This window comes from Gordonia sp. BP-119 (genome assembly GCF_016924115.1).
GTDB classification, from domain to species: Bacteria; Actinomycetota; Actinomycetes; order Mycobacteriales; family Mycobacteriaceae; genus Gordonia; species Gordonia hongkongensis.
This window is the reverse complement of the sequence record NZ_JAFFZF010000009.1, coordinates 63,093-79,433: the sequence shown is the minus strand read 5'-3', so window position 1 is coordinate 79,433 and position 16,341 is coordinate 63,093. Positions and strand designations below refer to the sequence as shown.

General features: G+C 68.5%; 14 protein-coding genes. 9 read left to right on the top strand and 5 right to left on the bottom strand.

What is annotated here, in order from left to right:
• Nucleotides 1-593 precede the first annotated feature (593 nt).
• The 4 genes from JW364_RS07870 to JW364_RS07855 all read left to right on the top strand — a co-directional run bounded on the left by JW364_RS07870 (nt 594) and on the right by JW364_RS07855 (nt 7,567).
• Nucleotides 594-2,216: an HNH endonuclease signature motif containing protein gene (locus JW364_RS07870; protein WP_068970500.1), complete on the top strand. Its 1,623-nt coding sequence runs from the start codon at nt 594-596 to the stop codon at nt 2,214-2,216.
• A gap of 73 nt (nt 2,217-2,289) precedes the next feature.
• Nucleotides 2,290-4,479, top strand: coding sequence for a choline BCCT transporter BetT (gene betT, locus JW364_RS07865; RefSeq protein ID WP_068970473.1), 2,190 nt, complete (start codon nt 2,290-2,292; stop codon nt 4,477-4,479).
• Nucleotides 4,476-6,002, top strand: a complete 1,527-nt coding sequence (locus JW364_RS07860; protein WP_068970472.1) for an aldehyde dehydrogenase family protein — start codon at nt 4,476-4,478, stop codon at nt 6,000-6,002. Before betT ends, JW364_RS07860 begins: the two co-directional genes overlap by 4 nt.
• Nucleotides 5,999-7,567 (top strand): GMC family oxidoreductase, encoded by a 1,569-nt coding sequence (locus JW364_RS07855; RefSeq protein ID WP_159370090.1) that lies wholly within the window; start codon nt 5,999-6,001, stop codon nt 7,565-7,567. Before JW364_RS07860 ends, JW364_RS07855 begins: the two co-directional genes overlap by 4 nt.
• 13 nt (nt 7,568-7,580) lie before the next feature.
• On the opposite strand, the gene JW364_RS07850 is transcribed toward JW364_RS07855, so the two are convergent.
• Nucleotides 7,581-8,183, bottom strand: coding sequence for a TetR/AcrR family transcriptional regulator (locus tag JW364_RS07850; RefSeq protein ID WP_165630577.1), 603 nt, complete (start codon nt 8,181-8,183; stop codon nt 7,581-7,583).
• 68 nt (nt 8,184-8,251) lie between these two features.
• Here JW364_RS07850 and JW364_RS07845 point away from each other — a divergent pair, with 68 nt between their 5' ends.
• The 3 genes from JW364_RS07845 to JW364_RS07835 all read left to right on the top strand — a co-directional run bounded on the left by JW364_RS07845 (nt 8,252) and on the right by JW364_RS07835 (nt 11,062).
• Entirely contained in the window at nt 8,252-9,121 is an 870-nt protein-coding gene (locus JW364_RS07845; protein WP_165630578.1) for an alpha/beta fold hydrolase, read from the top strand.
• Between the two features lie 118 nt (nt 9,122-9,239).
• Complete coding sequence (locus JW364_RS07840; RefSeq protein ID WP_058251215.1) at nt 9,240-9,734, top strand: RNA polymerase sigma factor; 495 nt, start codon at nt 9,240-9,242, stop codon at nt 9,732-9,734.
• Nucleotides 9,731-11,062: a VOC family protein gene (locus JW364_RS07835; RefSeq protein WP_165630579.1), complete on the top strand. Its 1,332-nt coding sequence runs from the start codon at nt 9,731-9,733 to the stop codon at nt 11,060-11,062. The genes JW364_RS07840 and JW364_RS07835 overlap by 4 nt, the downstream gene beginning before the upstream one ends.
• 1 nt (nt 11,063) lies before the next feature.
• On the opposite strand, the gene JW364_RS07830 is transcribed toward JW364_RS07835, so the two are convergent.
• Nucleotides 11,064-11,537 carry a DUF1772 domain-containing protein gene (locus JW364_RS07830; protein ID WP_165630580.1) on the bottom strand — a complete coding sequence of 158 codons (474 nt, stop codon included), beginning with the start codon at nt 11,535-11,537 and terminating at the stop codon, nt 11,064-11,066.
• Between the two features lie 117 nt (nt 11,538-11,654).
• Here JW364_RS07830 and JW364_RS07825 point away from each other — a divergent pair, with 117 nt between their 5' ends.
• Nucleotides 11,655-12,965 (top strand): PQQ-binding-like beta-propeller repeat protein, encoded by a 1,311-nt coding sequence (locus tag JW364_RS07825; protein ID WP_137810228.1) that lies wholly within the window; start codon nt 11,655-11,657, stop codon nt 12,963-12,965.
• A 218-nt stretch (nt 12,966-13,183) separates the two neighbouring features.
• A complete protein-coding gene (locus tag JW364_RS07820; RefSeq protein WP_165630919.1) occupies nt 13,184-13,948 on the top strand; it encodes a lytic transglycosylase domain-containing protein in 765 nt (254 codons plus the stop codon).
• Nucleotides 13,949-14,083: 135 nt separating this feature from the next.
• Here JW364_RS07820 and JW364_RS07815 read toward each other — a convergent pair whose 3' ends face one another.
• Genes JW364_RS07815 through purS form a run of 3 tightly spaced genes read right to left on the bottom strand, consistent with a single transcriptional unit; the run spans nt 14,084 to nt 16,321 of the window.
• Nucleotides 14,084-15,376, bottom strand: coding sequence for a M18 family aminopeptidase (locus tag JW364_RS07815; RefSeq protein WP_165630581.1), 1,293 nt, complete (start codon nt 15,374-15,376; stop codon nt 14,084-14,086).
• Between the two features lie 14 nt (nt 15,377-15,390).
• On the bottom strand, nt 15,391-16,071 hold the full coding sequence (gene purQ / locus JW364_RS07810; protein ID WP_058251220.1) for a phosphoribosylformylglycinamidine synthase subunit PurQ: 681 nt from the start codon (nt 16,069-16,071) through the stop codon (nt 15,391-15,393).
• Nucleotides 16,072-16,081: 10 nt separating this feature from the next.
• Entirely contained in the window at nt 16,082-16,321 is a 240-nt protein-coding gene (gene purS, locus JW364_RS07805) for a phosphoribosylformylglycinamidine synthase subunit PurS (protein WP_010844201.1), read from the bottom strand.
• Nucleotides 16,322-16,341: the final 20 nt, after the last annotated feature.

Here is a 16,341-nt window from a genome sequence, read left to right as displayed (position 1 = left end):
GACCACCTCGGAGGTCCCGGAGGACAACCGGTGCGGATAGACGACGACCAGCCTGCTTCCACTCTAGAGGTCGTCTGGGGTGCACCTGCAGTTAACGCCTGCGCAGAGTGCATGGATCCCCCGTTGCGGCGGGGATGTGCCCAGTACAACTGCGCAGGCCGGGGCTGTGTTCCCCGCCGTCTACGCCGAGAGCGAACGGGCCGCCGACGGCCCGGGATGCGCCCCCACCGGGCGCTGGGACCCGCGACGCGGCGCCCGCGTTGTGCCCGACAGCAGCCGGGTATCGCGGAAACCGCCGGCCGACGAGACCACAGGAGGCGAATGGGGACCACCCGGGCCGCTGCCGGGCCTCGGTAGATCTGGCCCTCGCTTGACTGCGACCGTCGCACACCAACGAGCAGCAGGGTGCATCCGGGTACGGCCCGGTACACGGCGAGCACGGCCACGACACGCGGCGGACGCCTATCACACGACACCGACAAGATGTAGGCGCTCAGTTCTGTTGCACGACAACATTTTTGGTATTGACGGCGACCGATGGCCGTGTACACTCGAACGTACATTCGCAGCAACGGTACTCGGGGGAGGTGACCATGTCTGACGAAACCACCACGGCGCAACCACGTGCCGTCGAGCTGGTGGCCGACCTCCACCGCATCCTCGACGAACTACAGACCGTGGACCTGGCGCCGTGCACCGATACCGAGTTGGCCGATCTGGCGGCCGACACCGAGAAAGCGATCGCCCGGCTGACCGTGGCCGGTGACCGGCAGATCGATCAGGTCGAGGCCCGCGACCTCCCCCGCAAGGCAGGCTGCAGGACACTCATGCAGTTCATGACCCACCGGCTGCGGGTGTCCAACCCGGTGCGGCGCCGAATACAGATGGATGCCACCTCCCACCGGACCAGCCTGGGCGGCGACATTCTGGAGCCCGAACACCCCACGCTGGCCGAGGCGTTCGCTGTGGGAGCTGTTGGCTCCGGGCACGTGCAGGCCACCCTGGATGTCCTCGACCGCATCCCGGTAGCCGTCGACCACGACATCAAGGTCGCCGCCGAACGACAGATGGCCGAGATCGCCGTCGACCACACGCCTGCTGACATCACCCAACTCGGTGCCCGGCTGCTCGCTCACCTCGACCCCGACGGCACCCTCGCCGACGATTCGGACCAGAAACGGCGCCGCGGCCTGTGGATCGGCCGGCAACGCGCCGATGGCACCGCCACCATCTCCGGCACCCTAACTCCCGAACTCCACGCCCGGCTGACGATGATGTTCGCCGTCTGGGGCAAACCCGGACTCAACAACCCCGACGACCCACAGTCGCCCTGCGGACCGGCCGGCACCGCCGACCCCGACACCCTGACAGCCGCCGCCGACCGCGACGGCCGCACCCCCGCCCAGACCAATCACGACGCCCTCGACGCCGCACTGGCCGCCAAATTTGCTGACGGCACTCTCGGCACCACGCATCGTGGGCTGCCGATGCAGCTGATCATCAAAGCCGACCTCGCTGATCTGATTCGTGAAGCCGGCCTCGCGACCACCGCCACCGGCACCCTGCTGCCCATCCCGGACCTGATCGCAATGGCCGCCGACATCCAACCGTGGTTGGCGATCTTCAAAGACCACACCACCGTGCCGCTGCACTTCGGTAGGGGGAAACGTCTCGCCACGCGCGAACAACGCCTCGTCTCGTTCGCCCGCCCCGACGGCGAAGTGTGCTCGGCACCCGGGTGTGATCAGCCCGCCACCCACGTCGACATGCATCACGCCCAGAAGGACTGGGCCAAGGGTGGTCTCACCGACATCGACGACCTCGCCCCGGCGTGCCCACGCCACAACCGCATGGTCGGCGACAAGCCCGGGCAGTACACCACCCGCATCGTCCGGTCCGGGCCCGACGAAGGTCGCTGCATGTGGCGGTTGAATGCTGAACCCGGGGCGCCACCCAACCCCGAACGCCTCAACCGTCGACCCGACATACCCAGGCGGTTCGCACAACATCTGAACACCGTGCGCGACGAGATCCACGGACCACCAACCCGGCCCGGCGATCAACCACGCCCAGACGGCCACACCCACGACGACGCACGCCGCTCATGGGCGACGATCAGCCACGTCATCGACGTCCGACCACCCCGACCCGGCCGACGACAGGTCCGCCCCTCCCTCGTCGAAGCACACCTGATGGAGCTACTCGCCACCCACTGAACCGGGTAGAACAACTCACACGGATCCGTCCAAACGGTCCGCCCCATCGGCGATCGGACTAGCGTCGTGGTCCATGAGTGATGACGCCGCTCGACCGTCCACGTCGGTCCATGCCGAGACCAAGACCGGCGAGCGGCGATTGCCCACGCGCCGGGTCAATCTGACCGTCTTCATAGCCTCGGCTGTCATCGTGGTCGCCTTCGCCGTCTGGGCGCTGGCGGCACCGGCAGCGGCCGAGTCGACGATCAACGACGTACGCGACTTCATCACCCGCTGGTTCGGCTGGTGGTACTTCATCCTCGCCACCGCCATCGTTGGTCTCGTGGTGTTCCTCGGCCTCAGCAAGTACGGGCGCTACCGGCTCGGACCGGAGGAATCGCGTCCGGAGTACAGCCTCTTCACCTGGACGTCGATGCTGTTCGCCGCGGGCATCGGCATCGATCTGATGTTCTTCTCGGTCGCCGAACCCGTGACCCACTTCCTCAACCCGCCGACCGGGGCCGGGGAGACCAACGAAGCGGCACGTGAGGCGGTCACCTGGACGGTCTTCCACTACGGCGTGACCGGCTGGGCGATGTACGCGCTCATGGGTGGCGCACTCGCGTATTTCGCCTTCCGGCACAATCTCCCGCTGACGATCCGGGCAGCGCTCTACCCGATCTTCGGCAAACGTGTCGAAGGCCGCTGGGGCGACGCGATCGACGTCGCGGCCGTCCTCGGCACCATCTTCGGCATCGCCACCTCACTGGGGATCGGGGTCGTCCAGCTCAACTTCGGGCTGAACGAGATCTTCGGGATCGAGCAGGGCAAGGCGGCCCAGATCGGCCTGATCGTCCTGGCTGTGGTGATCGCGACCGCGTCTGCGACCTCTGGTGTCGACAGGGGCATTCGACGCCTCTCCGAGATCAACGTCATCCTGGCCATCTGCCTGCTCATATACATCACGGTCGCCAAAGACGCGGACTTCCTGCTCAACGGGCTCGTCCAGAACGCGGGCGACTATGTGTCCACATTTGCCGACCGGACACTCGACACCTTCGCCTGGGACCAGATGAACCCGCCGCCCGGCAACGACGCCCGCGCCTTCGTCGACGGCTGGACCCTGTTCTTCTGGGCGTGGTGGGTGGCCTGGGCGCCGTTCGTCGGACTCTTCCTCGCCCGCATCTCGCGCGGACGCACGTTGCGGCAGTTCATCTTCGGCGTGCTGGTGGTCCCGTTCAGCTTCATCCTGGTGTGGATCTCGATCTTCGGGAACAGTGCCCTGCAGGTGGCCCGCGGCGATGCGGATTTCGCCGAGACGACGGCCTCCACACCCGAGGCCGGGTTCTATTCGCTGCTCGATCAGTACCCGGGTTCGACGCTGCTCATCGGGATCGCAACCATCACCGGCCTGCTGTTCTACGTGACCAGCGCCGACTCCGGCTCGCTCGTGATGGGCAATTTCACCAGCCGCCTCGACGACCCGATGGCCGATTGCACACGGTCGCTTCGTATCTTCTGGTCGGTGGCGATCGGTCTGCTGACCCTGTCGATGCTGTTCGCCGGCGGCGGCGACGGGTCCATCCTCACCCTGCAGGCCGCGACGGTGATCATGGGCCTGCCGTTCTCCTTCGTCCTCGGGCTCATCGGCATCTCACTGCTCCGTGCCGTCCGCAACGAGTCGGTGAAACTCGACAGCTTCCGGACGACGCTGCCCAAGGTGATCGCCGTCGGGCGCGGCCCGACGGAACACGGCAGCTGGCGACAGCGACTCATCGGCACCCTGCGCTTCCCCGGCCGGGTTGCGACCCGGAAGTTCATCGAAGCCAACGTCGTACCGGCCATGACCGAGGTCGCCGAACAATTCGGCCGGGAGGGGATCACCGCGACGGTCGACGAGTCGGCCGAGAACGAAGGGCTGCCGTCGCCGCGCCTGATCGTCGAACTCGCCGAGGTCCCCCGGTTCGAGTACTGCGTCTGGCCGGTCTCGGCGCCGACCCCGACGTACGCGGTCCGGACCCAGCGATCCGACGATCGATACTTCCGGTGCGAGGTGTATCTCACCGAGGGGTCCCAGGGCTACTCGCTCACCGGGTACACCCGCGACCAGATCATCGGTGACATCCTCGACCAGTACGAACGCCATCTCGGCTACCTGCATCTGCGGGATGCAGCCGGTGATCACCACGACCCCGGACCCGATGCAGCCGCCGGCGACGGTACCGTGCCCGACAGCGACACGGACATTCCCGACAGCAGTTCCGAAGGAGCACCGGCTCGATGAGCGAGACCCTCTACATCGGCGGCCGCTGGCGGCCCTCCGCTTCCGGCGAGACCCGCGAGATCCGGTGTCCCGCAAACAACTCAGTCGTCGGCGTGGTGGCCGAGGCCGGGGTGTCCGACACCGAGCAGGCCATCGCGGCGGCCCGCCGCGCGTTCGACGCCGGCGAGTGGAGCGCCACACCCGCCGCCGACCGTGGGGACCTCCTTCTCCGCGTCGCCGCCCAGATCGCCGAGCGCCGAGACGAGTTCGTCCGCGCCGAGACCCTCGACACCGGCAAGCGGCCCTACGAGTCGGACATCGACATAACCGACATCGCGAACTGCTTCCGGTACTTCGGCAAGCTCGCGGCGGCCGACGCCGGGCGTGTGGTCGACACCGGGTCACCCGACGCCGATTCGCGCATCGTGTACGAACCGGTCGGCGTCTGCGGATTGATCACACCGTGGAACTACCCGCTGCTGCAGGCGGCGTGGAAGGTCGCGCCGGCACTGGCGGCAGGCAACACCTTCGTGCTCAAGCCCGCCGAACTCACCCCGCACACGTCGATCCTGCTCATGCAGGTCCTCGAGCAGGTCGGTCTCCCGGCGGGCGTGGGCAACCTCGTCCTGGGCGCGGGCGCCGAGGCCGGCGCTCCGCTGTCGTCTCATCCTGACGTCGACCTGGTCTCGTTCACCGGTGGGCTCGTGACCGGCCGGGTCATCGCCCGCGAGGCGGCGGCGACGGTGAAGAAGGTCGCGCTCGAACTCGGGGGCAAGAACCCGAACGTGGTCTTCGCCGACGCCTGCGCCACCGACGAACTCCTCGCGGCAGCGGTCGACAACGCGCTCAACGCGGCGTTCCTGCATTCGGGGCAGGTCTGTTCGGCCGGAGCCCGGCTCATCATCGAGGAGTCCGCACACGATCGCTTCGTCGATGAGCTGGTCCGCCGCGCGGAGCAGATCCGGCTGGGCCTGCCCTACTCCGAGGGCACCGAGACCGGACCGCTCATCTCGGCGGCACACCGAGACAAGGTGCACGCCTACGTCGAACAGGCTCGTGCGGATGGCGCGATCATCCGCACCGGTGGCGCGTTCGCCACGGGCGATGCGGGTTCGGGGCGCCTGGACGACGGATGGTTCTATCTGCCCACCGTGATCGATCGCGCCGACCGTTCGATGGCCTGCGTGCACGACGAGGCGTTCGGACCGACCGTCACCGTGGAGACCTTTGCCACCGAGGACGAGGCCGTGACCCTGGCCAACGACACCGTCTACGGTCTCGCGGGGGCCGTCTGGTCGGCCGACGCGGCACGCGCCCGCCGCATCGCCGGACGAATCCGGGCCGGAACGGTGTGGGTCAACGACTTCGGGCCGTACCTGCCGGAAGCCGAGTGGGGCGGTTACGGCCAGTCGGGCTTCGGGCGGGAGCTCGGACCGTCCGGTCTGGCGGAGTACCGCGAGGCCAAACATGTCTACGAGAATCTCCGACCGGGCGTGACCGGCTGGTTCGCGGACCGGTCCGGAGACGGCGAGGAGCGACGATGAGCGAGACCTACGACTACGTGGTCGTCGGCGGCGGCTCCGGGGGTGCCGTGGTGGCGTCGCGGCTGTCCGAGGACCCCTCGGTCTCGGTGTGCCTGCTGGAGGCGGGTCCGTCCGATGTCGGCGACGACGCGATCCTGCGGCTCGACCGGTGGATGGAACTCCTCGAATCCGGTTACGACTGGGACTATCCCATCGAACCGCAGGAGAACGGCAACGACTTCATGCGCCACGCCCGGGCGAAGGTCCTCGGCGGGTGCAGTTCGCACAACAGCTGCATCGCCTTCTGGGCGCCGCGCGAGGACCTCGACTCGTGGGAGCGTGACTTCGGGTGCGCCGGATGGGGTTCGGCGGAGTTGTACCGCCTCTACCCGCAGATCGAGACCAACGACGCGCCGGGCGCGCACCACGGTCGCAGCGGTCCGGTCCACCTCATGACGGTGCCGCCGAACGACCCGTGCGGGGTCGCCCTGCTCGAGGCCTGCGAGTCGGTCGGCATCCCCCGCGTCGAGTTCAACAGCGGCAGCACGGTTGTCAACGGCGCCAACTTCTTCCAGATCAACCGACGACCCGACGGTGTGCGCGCCTCGTCGTCGGTCAGTTATCTGCACCCGCACCTCGACCGGCCGAACCTCACCATCCGCACCGGATCGTGGGCAAAACGGGTGGTCATCGAGCGGGTCGACGGCGAGTTGCGTGCCGTGGGCGTCGACATCACCGACAACGCGTTCGGTCGCACGACACGGATCGAGGCCCGGGGCGAGGTGATCGTGTCGGCGGGGGCGATCGACTCCCCGAAGTTGCTGATGCTCTCGGGAATCGGGCCGGCCGACGACCTGCGCGAGCACGAGATCGAGGCCCTCGTCGACGCGCCGGGGGTCGGTGAACACCTGCAGGACCACCCCGAAGGGGTGATCGGGTTCGAGACCGCGAAGCCGATGGTCCGCGAGTCGACCCAGTGGTGGGAGGCGGGCATCTTCACCACCGTCGATGCGGGTCTGACCCGGCCGGACCTGATGATGCACTACGGCAGCGTGCCGTTCGACATGCACACCCTTCGTCAGGGTTATCCGACCAGTGACAACACTTTCTGCCTGACACCGAACGTGACGCACGCGCGGTCACGGGGCACGGTGCGGTTGCGCTCCCGTGACTTCCGCGACAAGCCCCGCGTGGACCCGCGGTACTTCTCCGATCTCGAGGGCTACGACATGCGGATCATGATCGCGGGCCTGCGCAGGGCGCGGGAGATCGCCGCCGCGGAGCCGCTGGCGACGTGGGTTGCGCGCGAACTCTATCCGGGCCCCGCCGCCGCGAGCGATGCGGAACTGGCCGACTACATCACCCGCACCCACAACACCGTCTACCATCCGGTCGGCACCGTGCGGATGGGTGCGCCCGACGACGAGCTGTCACCCCTCGATCCCGAACTCCGCGTGAAAGGCGTTGCAGGACTTCGGGTGGCCGACGCATCGGTGTTCCCCGAACACACGACGGTGAACCCGAACCTCACCGTGATGCTCGTCGGCGAACGCTGCGCCGAGCTGGTGCGCGCCGACAGCAGCTGACCGCCAGGAGCGACTAGGTCGCGAAGGAGTCGACGATCCGTTCCAGGACGGCGGCGACCTGTTCGGTGGCGGCCTCGCGATCGTCGGCGGCGGCGACGAAGAGCGCCGCCTCGTCGAGCGCGCCGATCGCGACGTGGGCCAGCGGGCGCGTGGGCTGCTCGACCGCCTGGCCCGTGGCGATCGCGGCCGCGATCAGGCCTTCGACGAGTGCGAATCCGAATTCTTCTCCGCGAGCACGCCATTCACTCCATCCGAGCACCGACGGCGCCTCGACGAGCGTGATCCGATGCACCTCCGGCTCGGTGCACAGCCGCAGGAACAGACGCATACCCGTCTTCAGCGCGGCGAGCGGGTCCTCGCCGGCGCGCTCCCCCACGGCCGCCGCGATCTGCGCGACGATCGACTGTTCCACGTCGTCGTAGACGGCGACGAACAGCCCTTTCTTGTCGTCGAACTGGTGGTAGAGCGCACCGCGCGTCACGCCGGCCTCGGCGACGATCTCCTGGGTGCCGACGTCGGCGAAGCCGCGTTCGCCGAACAGCTTCCGGCCGGCGCCGATCAACGACGCGCGGGTCGCCGCGGTCCGCTCGGCCTGGGTACGACGGTTGACTTTCATACAGGTTGCACGTAACTTTCGTACTGAGTGTTCGTAAGTTACCGAGTCTACGAGAAGCGGGTCTCGCCATGACGACTGCATTGCCGACCGTCGAACTTCCGTCCGGCGCCCTCGAGTACGCGACCTACGGTCCGGACGACTCGGCGCATCCGCCGGTCGTGTTCGTGCACGGGGCCGTGGTCGACCATCGGCTGTGGGAACCGACGGCACGGTTGCTCGCCGAGCGCGGATTCCGGTGCCATGTGCCCCTCATGCCGTTGGGCTCGCACCGCATCCCGCTCGGACCCGGAGCCGACCGCTCGCCGCGCGGGATGAGCAAGCTCCTACGTGAGTTCGTCGACCGGTTCGGCCTGTCGGACGCGACCCTCGTGGCCAACGACTCCGGTGGCGCCATCACCCAATTCGCTCTCGACGACGATCCCGCGTTCGTCAGCCGGCTGGTGTTCACCAACTGCGATGCCTTCGATCTTTTTCCGCCGCAGCCGTTCCGGTTGTACTTCGCGCTGATGAAGCACCGACTTTTGCTGAAACCGCTGGCCGAGGCGATGCGCCTGCGTGCACTGCGCCATTCCGCGCTGGGCGTCGGTCTGCTGTTGAACGATCCCGATCCCGCCCTCACCGGCTCGGTCTTCGAACCGCTACAGCGCGACGTACGCATCCGCAACGACTTCATCGCGTTCCTCCGCGGCATCCGCCCCGCCGAACTGGCGCAGATCACCCCGCGGATGTCGCGCGTCGACCTCCCGGTTCGAATGGTGTGGGGTCGCGACGACCGGTGTTTCACCCCGGCCCACGGACGCCGCCTGGCCGCCGTCTTCCCGGGCGGGGCGCCGTTCGTCGAGGTTCCCGACGCCCGGACCTTCGTCTCACTCGACCAGCCACAGATTCTGGCCGACGAGATCATCGAGCTCACCGTCGGAGAACGCACCGCTCCGTGACCGCCCGGAGAACGGCGCGAGTTTTTTTCGCCACGGGCGTCGGATCATCGGGTCCGGCCGCGACGATAGAGATGTGAGCAGCGACCAACCGGTTTCTTCGGCCCGGGGACCAGAGGGATTGCTGGCGGTCTACGACCAGGCACTGCCGGAGGTGTACGGCTTCGTCGTGCGGCGCTGCACGGATCGTCGTACCGCCGAGGACGTCACCTCGGAGACCTTCCTGGCCGCCATGGACTCCGTCCGACGACGCCGCGACACCGAACCGACCACTCCGTGGCTCATCGGGATCGCCCGGCACAAGCTCGCCGACCACTGGCGACGTGCACAGCGCACGCCGGAACCGGTCGACGACCTGCCCGACCACGGGGACGACCCGTGGGACACCGAACTCGACCGGATGGTCGCCCATCACACGCTCGGCCAGTTGTCGCCGATCCACCGTTCGGTGCTGACGCTGCGCTATGTCGACGATCTCCCCGTCGGCGAGTGCGCGGAGATTTTGGGCCGCACGGTCGGCGCCACCGAGGCGCTTCTCACCAGGGCCAAGCGGGCGTTCCGCGCCGCCTACCCCGAAACACAACCCCAGCCCAGCGGGAGAGGAGGTCACGCATGAGCACCCGGAACAGCTCGCGCTTCGACGCAGCACGAGATCCGCTGCACGTCCTGAACGCAGCGCGCACGCCGGGCTTCGACGATCCGGTCCGTCCCGACCTGGATTTCGCCGCCGCGCTGCGGGACCGCCTCGAGCGCGGGGCGACCCTACCCGAAGGAGTCGTCATGGCCACCGCAACACAACTCGACGCAACCGAGACCGTCCGGACCGAGGCGCCCGCCCGACCGGAACCGACGGTCGAACGCCCCGGCGCCCTCCCGTATCTCGTCGTCGCCGAACCGCAGGCCGCGATCGACTGGTACGTCGACACGCTCGGCGCCCGGCTGCGCGGCGAGCCGATCGTGATGTCCGACGGCGTGATCGGTCACGCCGAACTCGAACTGGGCGGCGGCGCCGTTTATCTCGCCGCCGAGTTCCCGGACCTCGGACTCCGGGCGCCCGCACCCGGACAGGTCTCGGTCAGCCTGATGGTCGCCGTCGACGACACCGACGACGCGGTCGCGTCGGCCGCCCGCGCGGGAGCCGCGGTGACCCGAGAGCCGTACGAAGCCCACGGCACCCGCACCGCGGTGATCGTCGACCCGTTCGGCCACCGCTGGATGCTGAGTGGACCGTCGAAGACCGTGGGTACCGAGATGGTCCATCAGGGCGACATCGGTTACATGTCGCTGAACACCCCCGACGCCGTCCGCGCCCGACGCTTCTACGCCGACGTCCTGGGCTGGGAGTTCGACGCCGAGGGCCGACGCGTCACCAACGTCAGCCATCGCCTCGGCATCTTCGAGACCGACGGCGCACCGACGATCTTCTGCGCGTACGCCGTCGACGATCTCGAGGCCGCACATGAGCGCATCGTCGCAGCGGGCGGGCGGGGCGAGTTCGGTTCGAGTCCCGACGGTCATCGCCTGGTCGACGCCGTCGACGATCAGGGCGTCCGGTTCGCGGTCTACGCCGCGAACCCCGCCGACGAACGGCCGCAGGCACACCCGCGCGATCCCGGGGCCATGACCTACCTGACGGTGCTGACGCCCGACAGCGGACGCTTCCGCGCGTTCTACGGATCGGTCCTCGGCTGGACGTTCCACGGCGGACGCATCGACGACGGCTGGGAGGTCGACGACTCGCGACCGCAGGTCGGGCTCGCGGGCGGCGCCGAGAGCTCGGTGGCGGTGCCGATGTGGACGACCGACGACGTCGTGGCCACGGTCGAACGTGTCCGGGCCGCGGGCGGCACGGTGCTCGAGGAACCGAACGCGGCCCCTTACGGCATCTCGGCGCGGTGCACCGACGACCAGGGCGCTCAGTTCTACCTCGGTCAGTTGTTCTGAGTCACCCCACGGTCAACCCGACGACGAGCACCGCCGCCGCAGCGGTGGTCAGCACGGACCGCACGATGTTCCACGGCACCCAGACGGCGGTGAACCGCGTCCAGACCCGCACCGCCTCGTCGCCGCGGACAACACCCGCGGCGTCGAGGCGGTCATTGGCCGGGACGTTGACGACCATCGTGATGACGACACCGAGCGCGGTCAGGACCGTCGCGGTCAGGACCCACCATCGGAGCCCAGAACCCCACGAGACCCAGACGGTCAGCGCGCCGAACACCACGCCGCCGCCGAAGATCACCGCGAACAGCGGGTTGAGGATCGCGCTGTTCATCCGCTGCATCGCCGCGACCGCGACGTCGGCGCCGGCCCGGGTCAGGCCGGGGATCACGGCATACCCGAACCCCGCCAGTACGCCGGCGCTGAGGCCGGTGGTCACGACCGTCAGGGTCACCAACACTTCACGCAACAGGTCCATGGGAACAGTCCAGTGCCCTGCGGGCGCGAAAACCATGATCGGACCGGCGAAATTCCTGCTCCACCGTCCGGCTCCCGGCTCCGGAGCGGCCACCACCGTCATGGTTGACTCTTACCCATGTCCTCTCGCTCCCGCGTCCGGGCCCTGTCCGCGCGTCTGCCCTTCGGCATCGGGACCGTCGTCTTCGCCCTGTGCGCCGCGCTGGTCGTGACCGGCGGCGTGGTGCTGGCGAGCGGCACCGCCCAGACCGACGACGGCGACTACGCCTACGGCGAGCTGCGCGGCTACGAACGCGAACCGGGGACCGCCTGGACGATCGTCGGGCAGGAGGATCTACCGGACTACTCCGGCGAGGTCACCATCGAGATCGCCGACACCTCCGACGAGGGATGGCTCATCACCTACCCCTCCGGGCTGGGGCGCTCGTTCGTGATGGTGGACCGGCGATCGGGAAACCTGCTGTGGGACAGCCCCATCAACGCGGGGCAGGGCGACTGCGCGGTCAACGAAGCCGGCCAGGTCGGTTGCGCGGTACAGCTCGGCACCCCACTCGAGGACGGCTTCTACCTCGTCGACGACGCCGGCATCCCGACCCGCACCGCCGAATACCTGGACACCAAATCGGTGGAGGGCCTCGGCAACAACTTCCTGCGCGTCAACCGGGTCGGGCACCAGGTCACCCTGAACACACCGGCCGGCAACGGCATCTGGGCTCGGACCTTCGCGGCACCGGTCGTCGGTATCGAGGTCACCGGCGACACCGTGGTCATCAGGACCGCCGACGCGAGCGAACACCTGGTCAACCCCGCCACCGGTGAGGACCGCATCGGTTGCGATCAGTGCAGCATCAAGCTCTACCCGACCGGGGTGACCGTCGACCACCAGACGCACGGCGAGGAGAAGGTGGTCACCTACGCCACCGTCAACGGCCGGGTGGACGCCGATCCGGTCGCCGAGGCCGACGGTCTGAGCGTGCTGCCCGGGCCGTCGACCCTCCCGGTCCTGAACGCGGCGAACCTGGTCTTCGCCGCCGAGGGGCAGTACGAGGTCCGCGACCCGGCACGTCCGGGGGCACTGTGGCAGATCCGCGACGGTGAACTGTCCAAGGCCAATGCCATCGCGTGCGGGTCCCTCGTGAACTTCGGTCGCCTGGACGGTTCGCGGACGACCTACGCGCTCGCCGACGGCACGCACATCGGCAGCGGACCGCCGCCGGGACCGCAGCAGCCGATCCTCGCCAACCCGCGGTGCGTCGGGTCCAGCGGCACCACCATGGTCGTCGTCAACCAGGGCCTGCTGACCGGGCTCACCCCGGCGAACACCGCGGCCTGGGAGCGCGGCCTGTCTTCCCCCGGACTCGTGCGGGTCGTCGACGGATACATCGTCGTCAGCGAAGGCAGCACCCTGTCGATGCTCCGCCCGAATTGACCCCGGTCTTCCCGTTAACCCGAGGGTCTCAATCCCCTTTGTGGGCCGTTTCACATGCCGGGCCGAGCTTCCGGCCTCACCTGCAAAGACACAAATCGGTGGTGGTGTCCAGACCTGAATTGATCACGACAAGGTAACGCTTTGCTCACGGCCGCGTGTACGGTCGGCTCGGTTCCGCAACCACGAACCACGAGATGTACACGCGAGGTCGATCAGTTTTGGGTAAGCACTCCAAGCCACGGAAGAGGTCACGCACACCGTTGTGGGCCACCGCTCTGCTACCGGTGGGCGTTCTGGCCGGCGCGGCGACCGCCGGGGCCGAACTCTCCGGCAACACGCTGGCCCCCACGCCGGTGTCCGCGCCGCAGGTGACGTCCGAGGCCCCGACCACGCCACCGTCCGTGACACCGGCTGTGAAGGCACACCCACTGGCACCCACTCCCCCGCCGCCGCCGGTCCGTCCGGCGAGCGTGACGACCGGTGCGGTCCCGGTGACCAACTACGACGCGTATGAGGCGGCCGCGAAGTCCGTCACGAGCACCCACCCGCGCTGCGGCATCGACTGGAAGGTCATCGCCGGGATCGGCCGGGTCGAGTCCCACCACGCCGACCAGGGCAACGTGAACCCCGACGGCGTCCTGCGCAGCGCGATCTTCGGTCCGCGCCTCGACGGCTCCCTCGCCGGCAACCAGGTCATCGGTGACACCGACGGCGGCGAACTCGACGGCGACCCGGTCTACGACCGCGCGGTCGGCCCGATGCAATTCCTGCCGTCGACGTGGAAGATGTACGCCGCCGACGGCAACGGTGACGGCAAGTCCGACCCGCAGAACATCTTCGACGCCGCGCTGACCACCGCGAACTACCTGTGCGACGACGATCTCGACCTGCGGGACTCGTCCTCGTTGGTGACCGCTGTCCTGCGGTACAACAACTCGATGGAGTACGTGAACAAGGTCCTCGGGTTCGCCCGCGAATACTGATCCCGCTACCTCAGCAGGACCCTTCGTGACGCGCCCTCCGCAAGCTCCGGGCGCTCCTCAGGGAGCGGTAGGCGACGCTCGCAGGCTCGCTCCTCAGGGAGCGAGGTGAGGCGCTCGCCTGCTCGCGCGTCGTTCCTAGTCCTGCGTCAGAAACGCTTGCAGCGCAGCCGAATACATCGGCACGTCGTCGGCGCCCATGAGCTCACGCGCGGAGTGCATCGCGAGCTGCGGCGCGCCGACGTCGATCGTCGTGAGCCCGGTGCGTGATGCCGTGATCGGCCCGATCGTCGACCCGCACGGCAGATCCGCGCGATGGACATATCGCTGCATGGGGACGCCCGCGGCGTCGCACGCGAGCGCGAAGACGGCCTCTCCCACCGCATCCGACGCATAGCGCAGGTTCTGGTTCACCTTCAGCACCGGGCCGCCGCCGATCGAGATGCGGTGGCCGGGTTCGTGCCGCTCGGGATAGTTCGGGTGGGTCGCGTGCGCCATGTCGCCGGACAGGCAGACGCTCGCGGCCATCGTCTGGAGGAAGTCCGCGCGTGATCCGCCGCGCGCGAGCACGATTCGTTCGCAGATCGACCCCAGGAAGTCCGAGGCGGCCCCACGCTCGGATCCGCTGCCCACTTCCTCGTGGTCGAACAGCACCAACATCTTCGTGTGGTTCGACGACCCGGGGTCGAGCAATGCTCGCAGACCGGCGTAGCAGGTGCCCTGGTTGTCCAATCGCGGTGCGCTGAGCAGGTTTCCGTCGGCTCCGATGATCGCCGACGGCGCGACGTCGTGGGTCATGAGTTCCCAGCCGAGGAGCGCGTCCGGGTCGATGCCCGCGTACTCCGACACCCAGCCGAGGACGTCGGGGACGTCGTCGCCGATTCCCCACACCGCGTTGACATGCCGCTGCGGATCGAGCGACACGCCCTTCCGGTCCTCGGACAGGTGGATGGCGAGTTGGGGTACCCGCACCACCGGTTCGGTCACATGAACCAGCGTGTGCGCCACCGAGTTCCCCGATCGGTACGCGAGGCGGCCGGAGAGGCCGAGATCGCGGTCGAGCCAGGAATTGAGCCAGGCGCCGCCGTAGGGTTCGAGGGCGACCATCGCGACTCCGGCCGACGAGCGGTCGGGATGCTGCTTGAGCCGCAGGTTGGGGCTGTCGGTATGTCCGCCGACGATGCGGAAGGTGCCGGTCTGCCCGGTCTCCCAGGCGATGATCGAGCCGCCACGGATGACGTAGTGCCGCGCCGACGGGGCGTCGAGGCCGGCATCCGCCCACGGCTGATCCTCGAACAGCCTTGTGTACCCGGCACTTTCGAGTTCGCGGGCCACCGTCGCGCAGACGTGGAACGGCGACGGCGAGGCGTCGACGAACTCGCCGAGGCCGCGTGCGGTCGCGCTGGTCGGAATCCTGGCGGACGCACTCATCGACGAACGCGCATTCACGCCGAGGCGAGGACCGAGTCGATCGCCGAGTAGAACAGGCCGAGGCCGTCGTCGCTGGGTCCGGTGAGCGGCTCCGTGGCGTGCTCGGGATGCGGCATCAGGCCGACGATCCGCCCGTTAGGGCTCGAGATACCGGCGATGTCGAGGGACGAACCGTTCGGGTTCCGCTCGGGGAACCGGAACACGACGAGCCCCTCACCCTCCAGCTCCTCGAGCTTGCGCTGCGAGGCCACGTAACGTCCTTCGCCGGACTTGAGCGGGATGAGGATCTCCGCACCCTGCTCGAAGCGGGTCGTCCAGGCCGTGGTGTTCGACTCGACGCGCAGCCACTCGTCGCGACAGATGAAGTGCAGGCCCTCGTTACGGGTCAGGGCACCCGGCAGCAGCCCGGCCTCACAGAGCACCTGGAAACCGTTGCAGATACCCAGGATCGGCATCCCCTTGCCGGCTGCCTCGACGACGGATCCCATCACCGGAGCGAAGCGGGCGATGGCCCCCGCGCGCAGGTAATCGCCGTAGGAGAATCCGCCGGGGACGATGATCGCGTCGACGCCCTTCAGGTCGGCGTCGCCGTGCCACAGCGCGACCGGCTCGGCGCCGGCCAGCCGGACCGCGCGGGCGGCGTCGACGTCGTCGAGGGTGCCGGGGAAGGTGATGACCCCGATGCGTGCTGTCATGTGCTGCTCTCTACTCCGCGACGCGCGAGACGTTGAAGTTCTCGATGACGGTGTTGGTCAGCAACTCCTCGGCGATGCGCTCCAGCGTCGTGTCGTCGACCGTGTCGTCGACCTCGAGCTCGAAGCGCTTGCCCTGACGGACGTCGCCGATCCCGCTGAACCCGAGCCGGCCCAGGGCGCCGACGATGGCCTGCCCCTGCGGGTCGAGAATCTCGGCTTTGGGCATCACGTCGACCACCACTCGCGCCATGGACCGCTCCTCAATGTCTG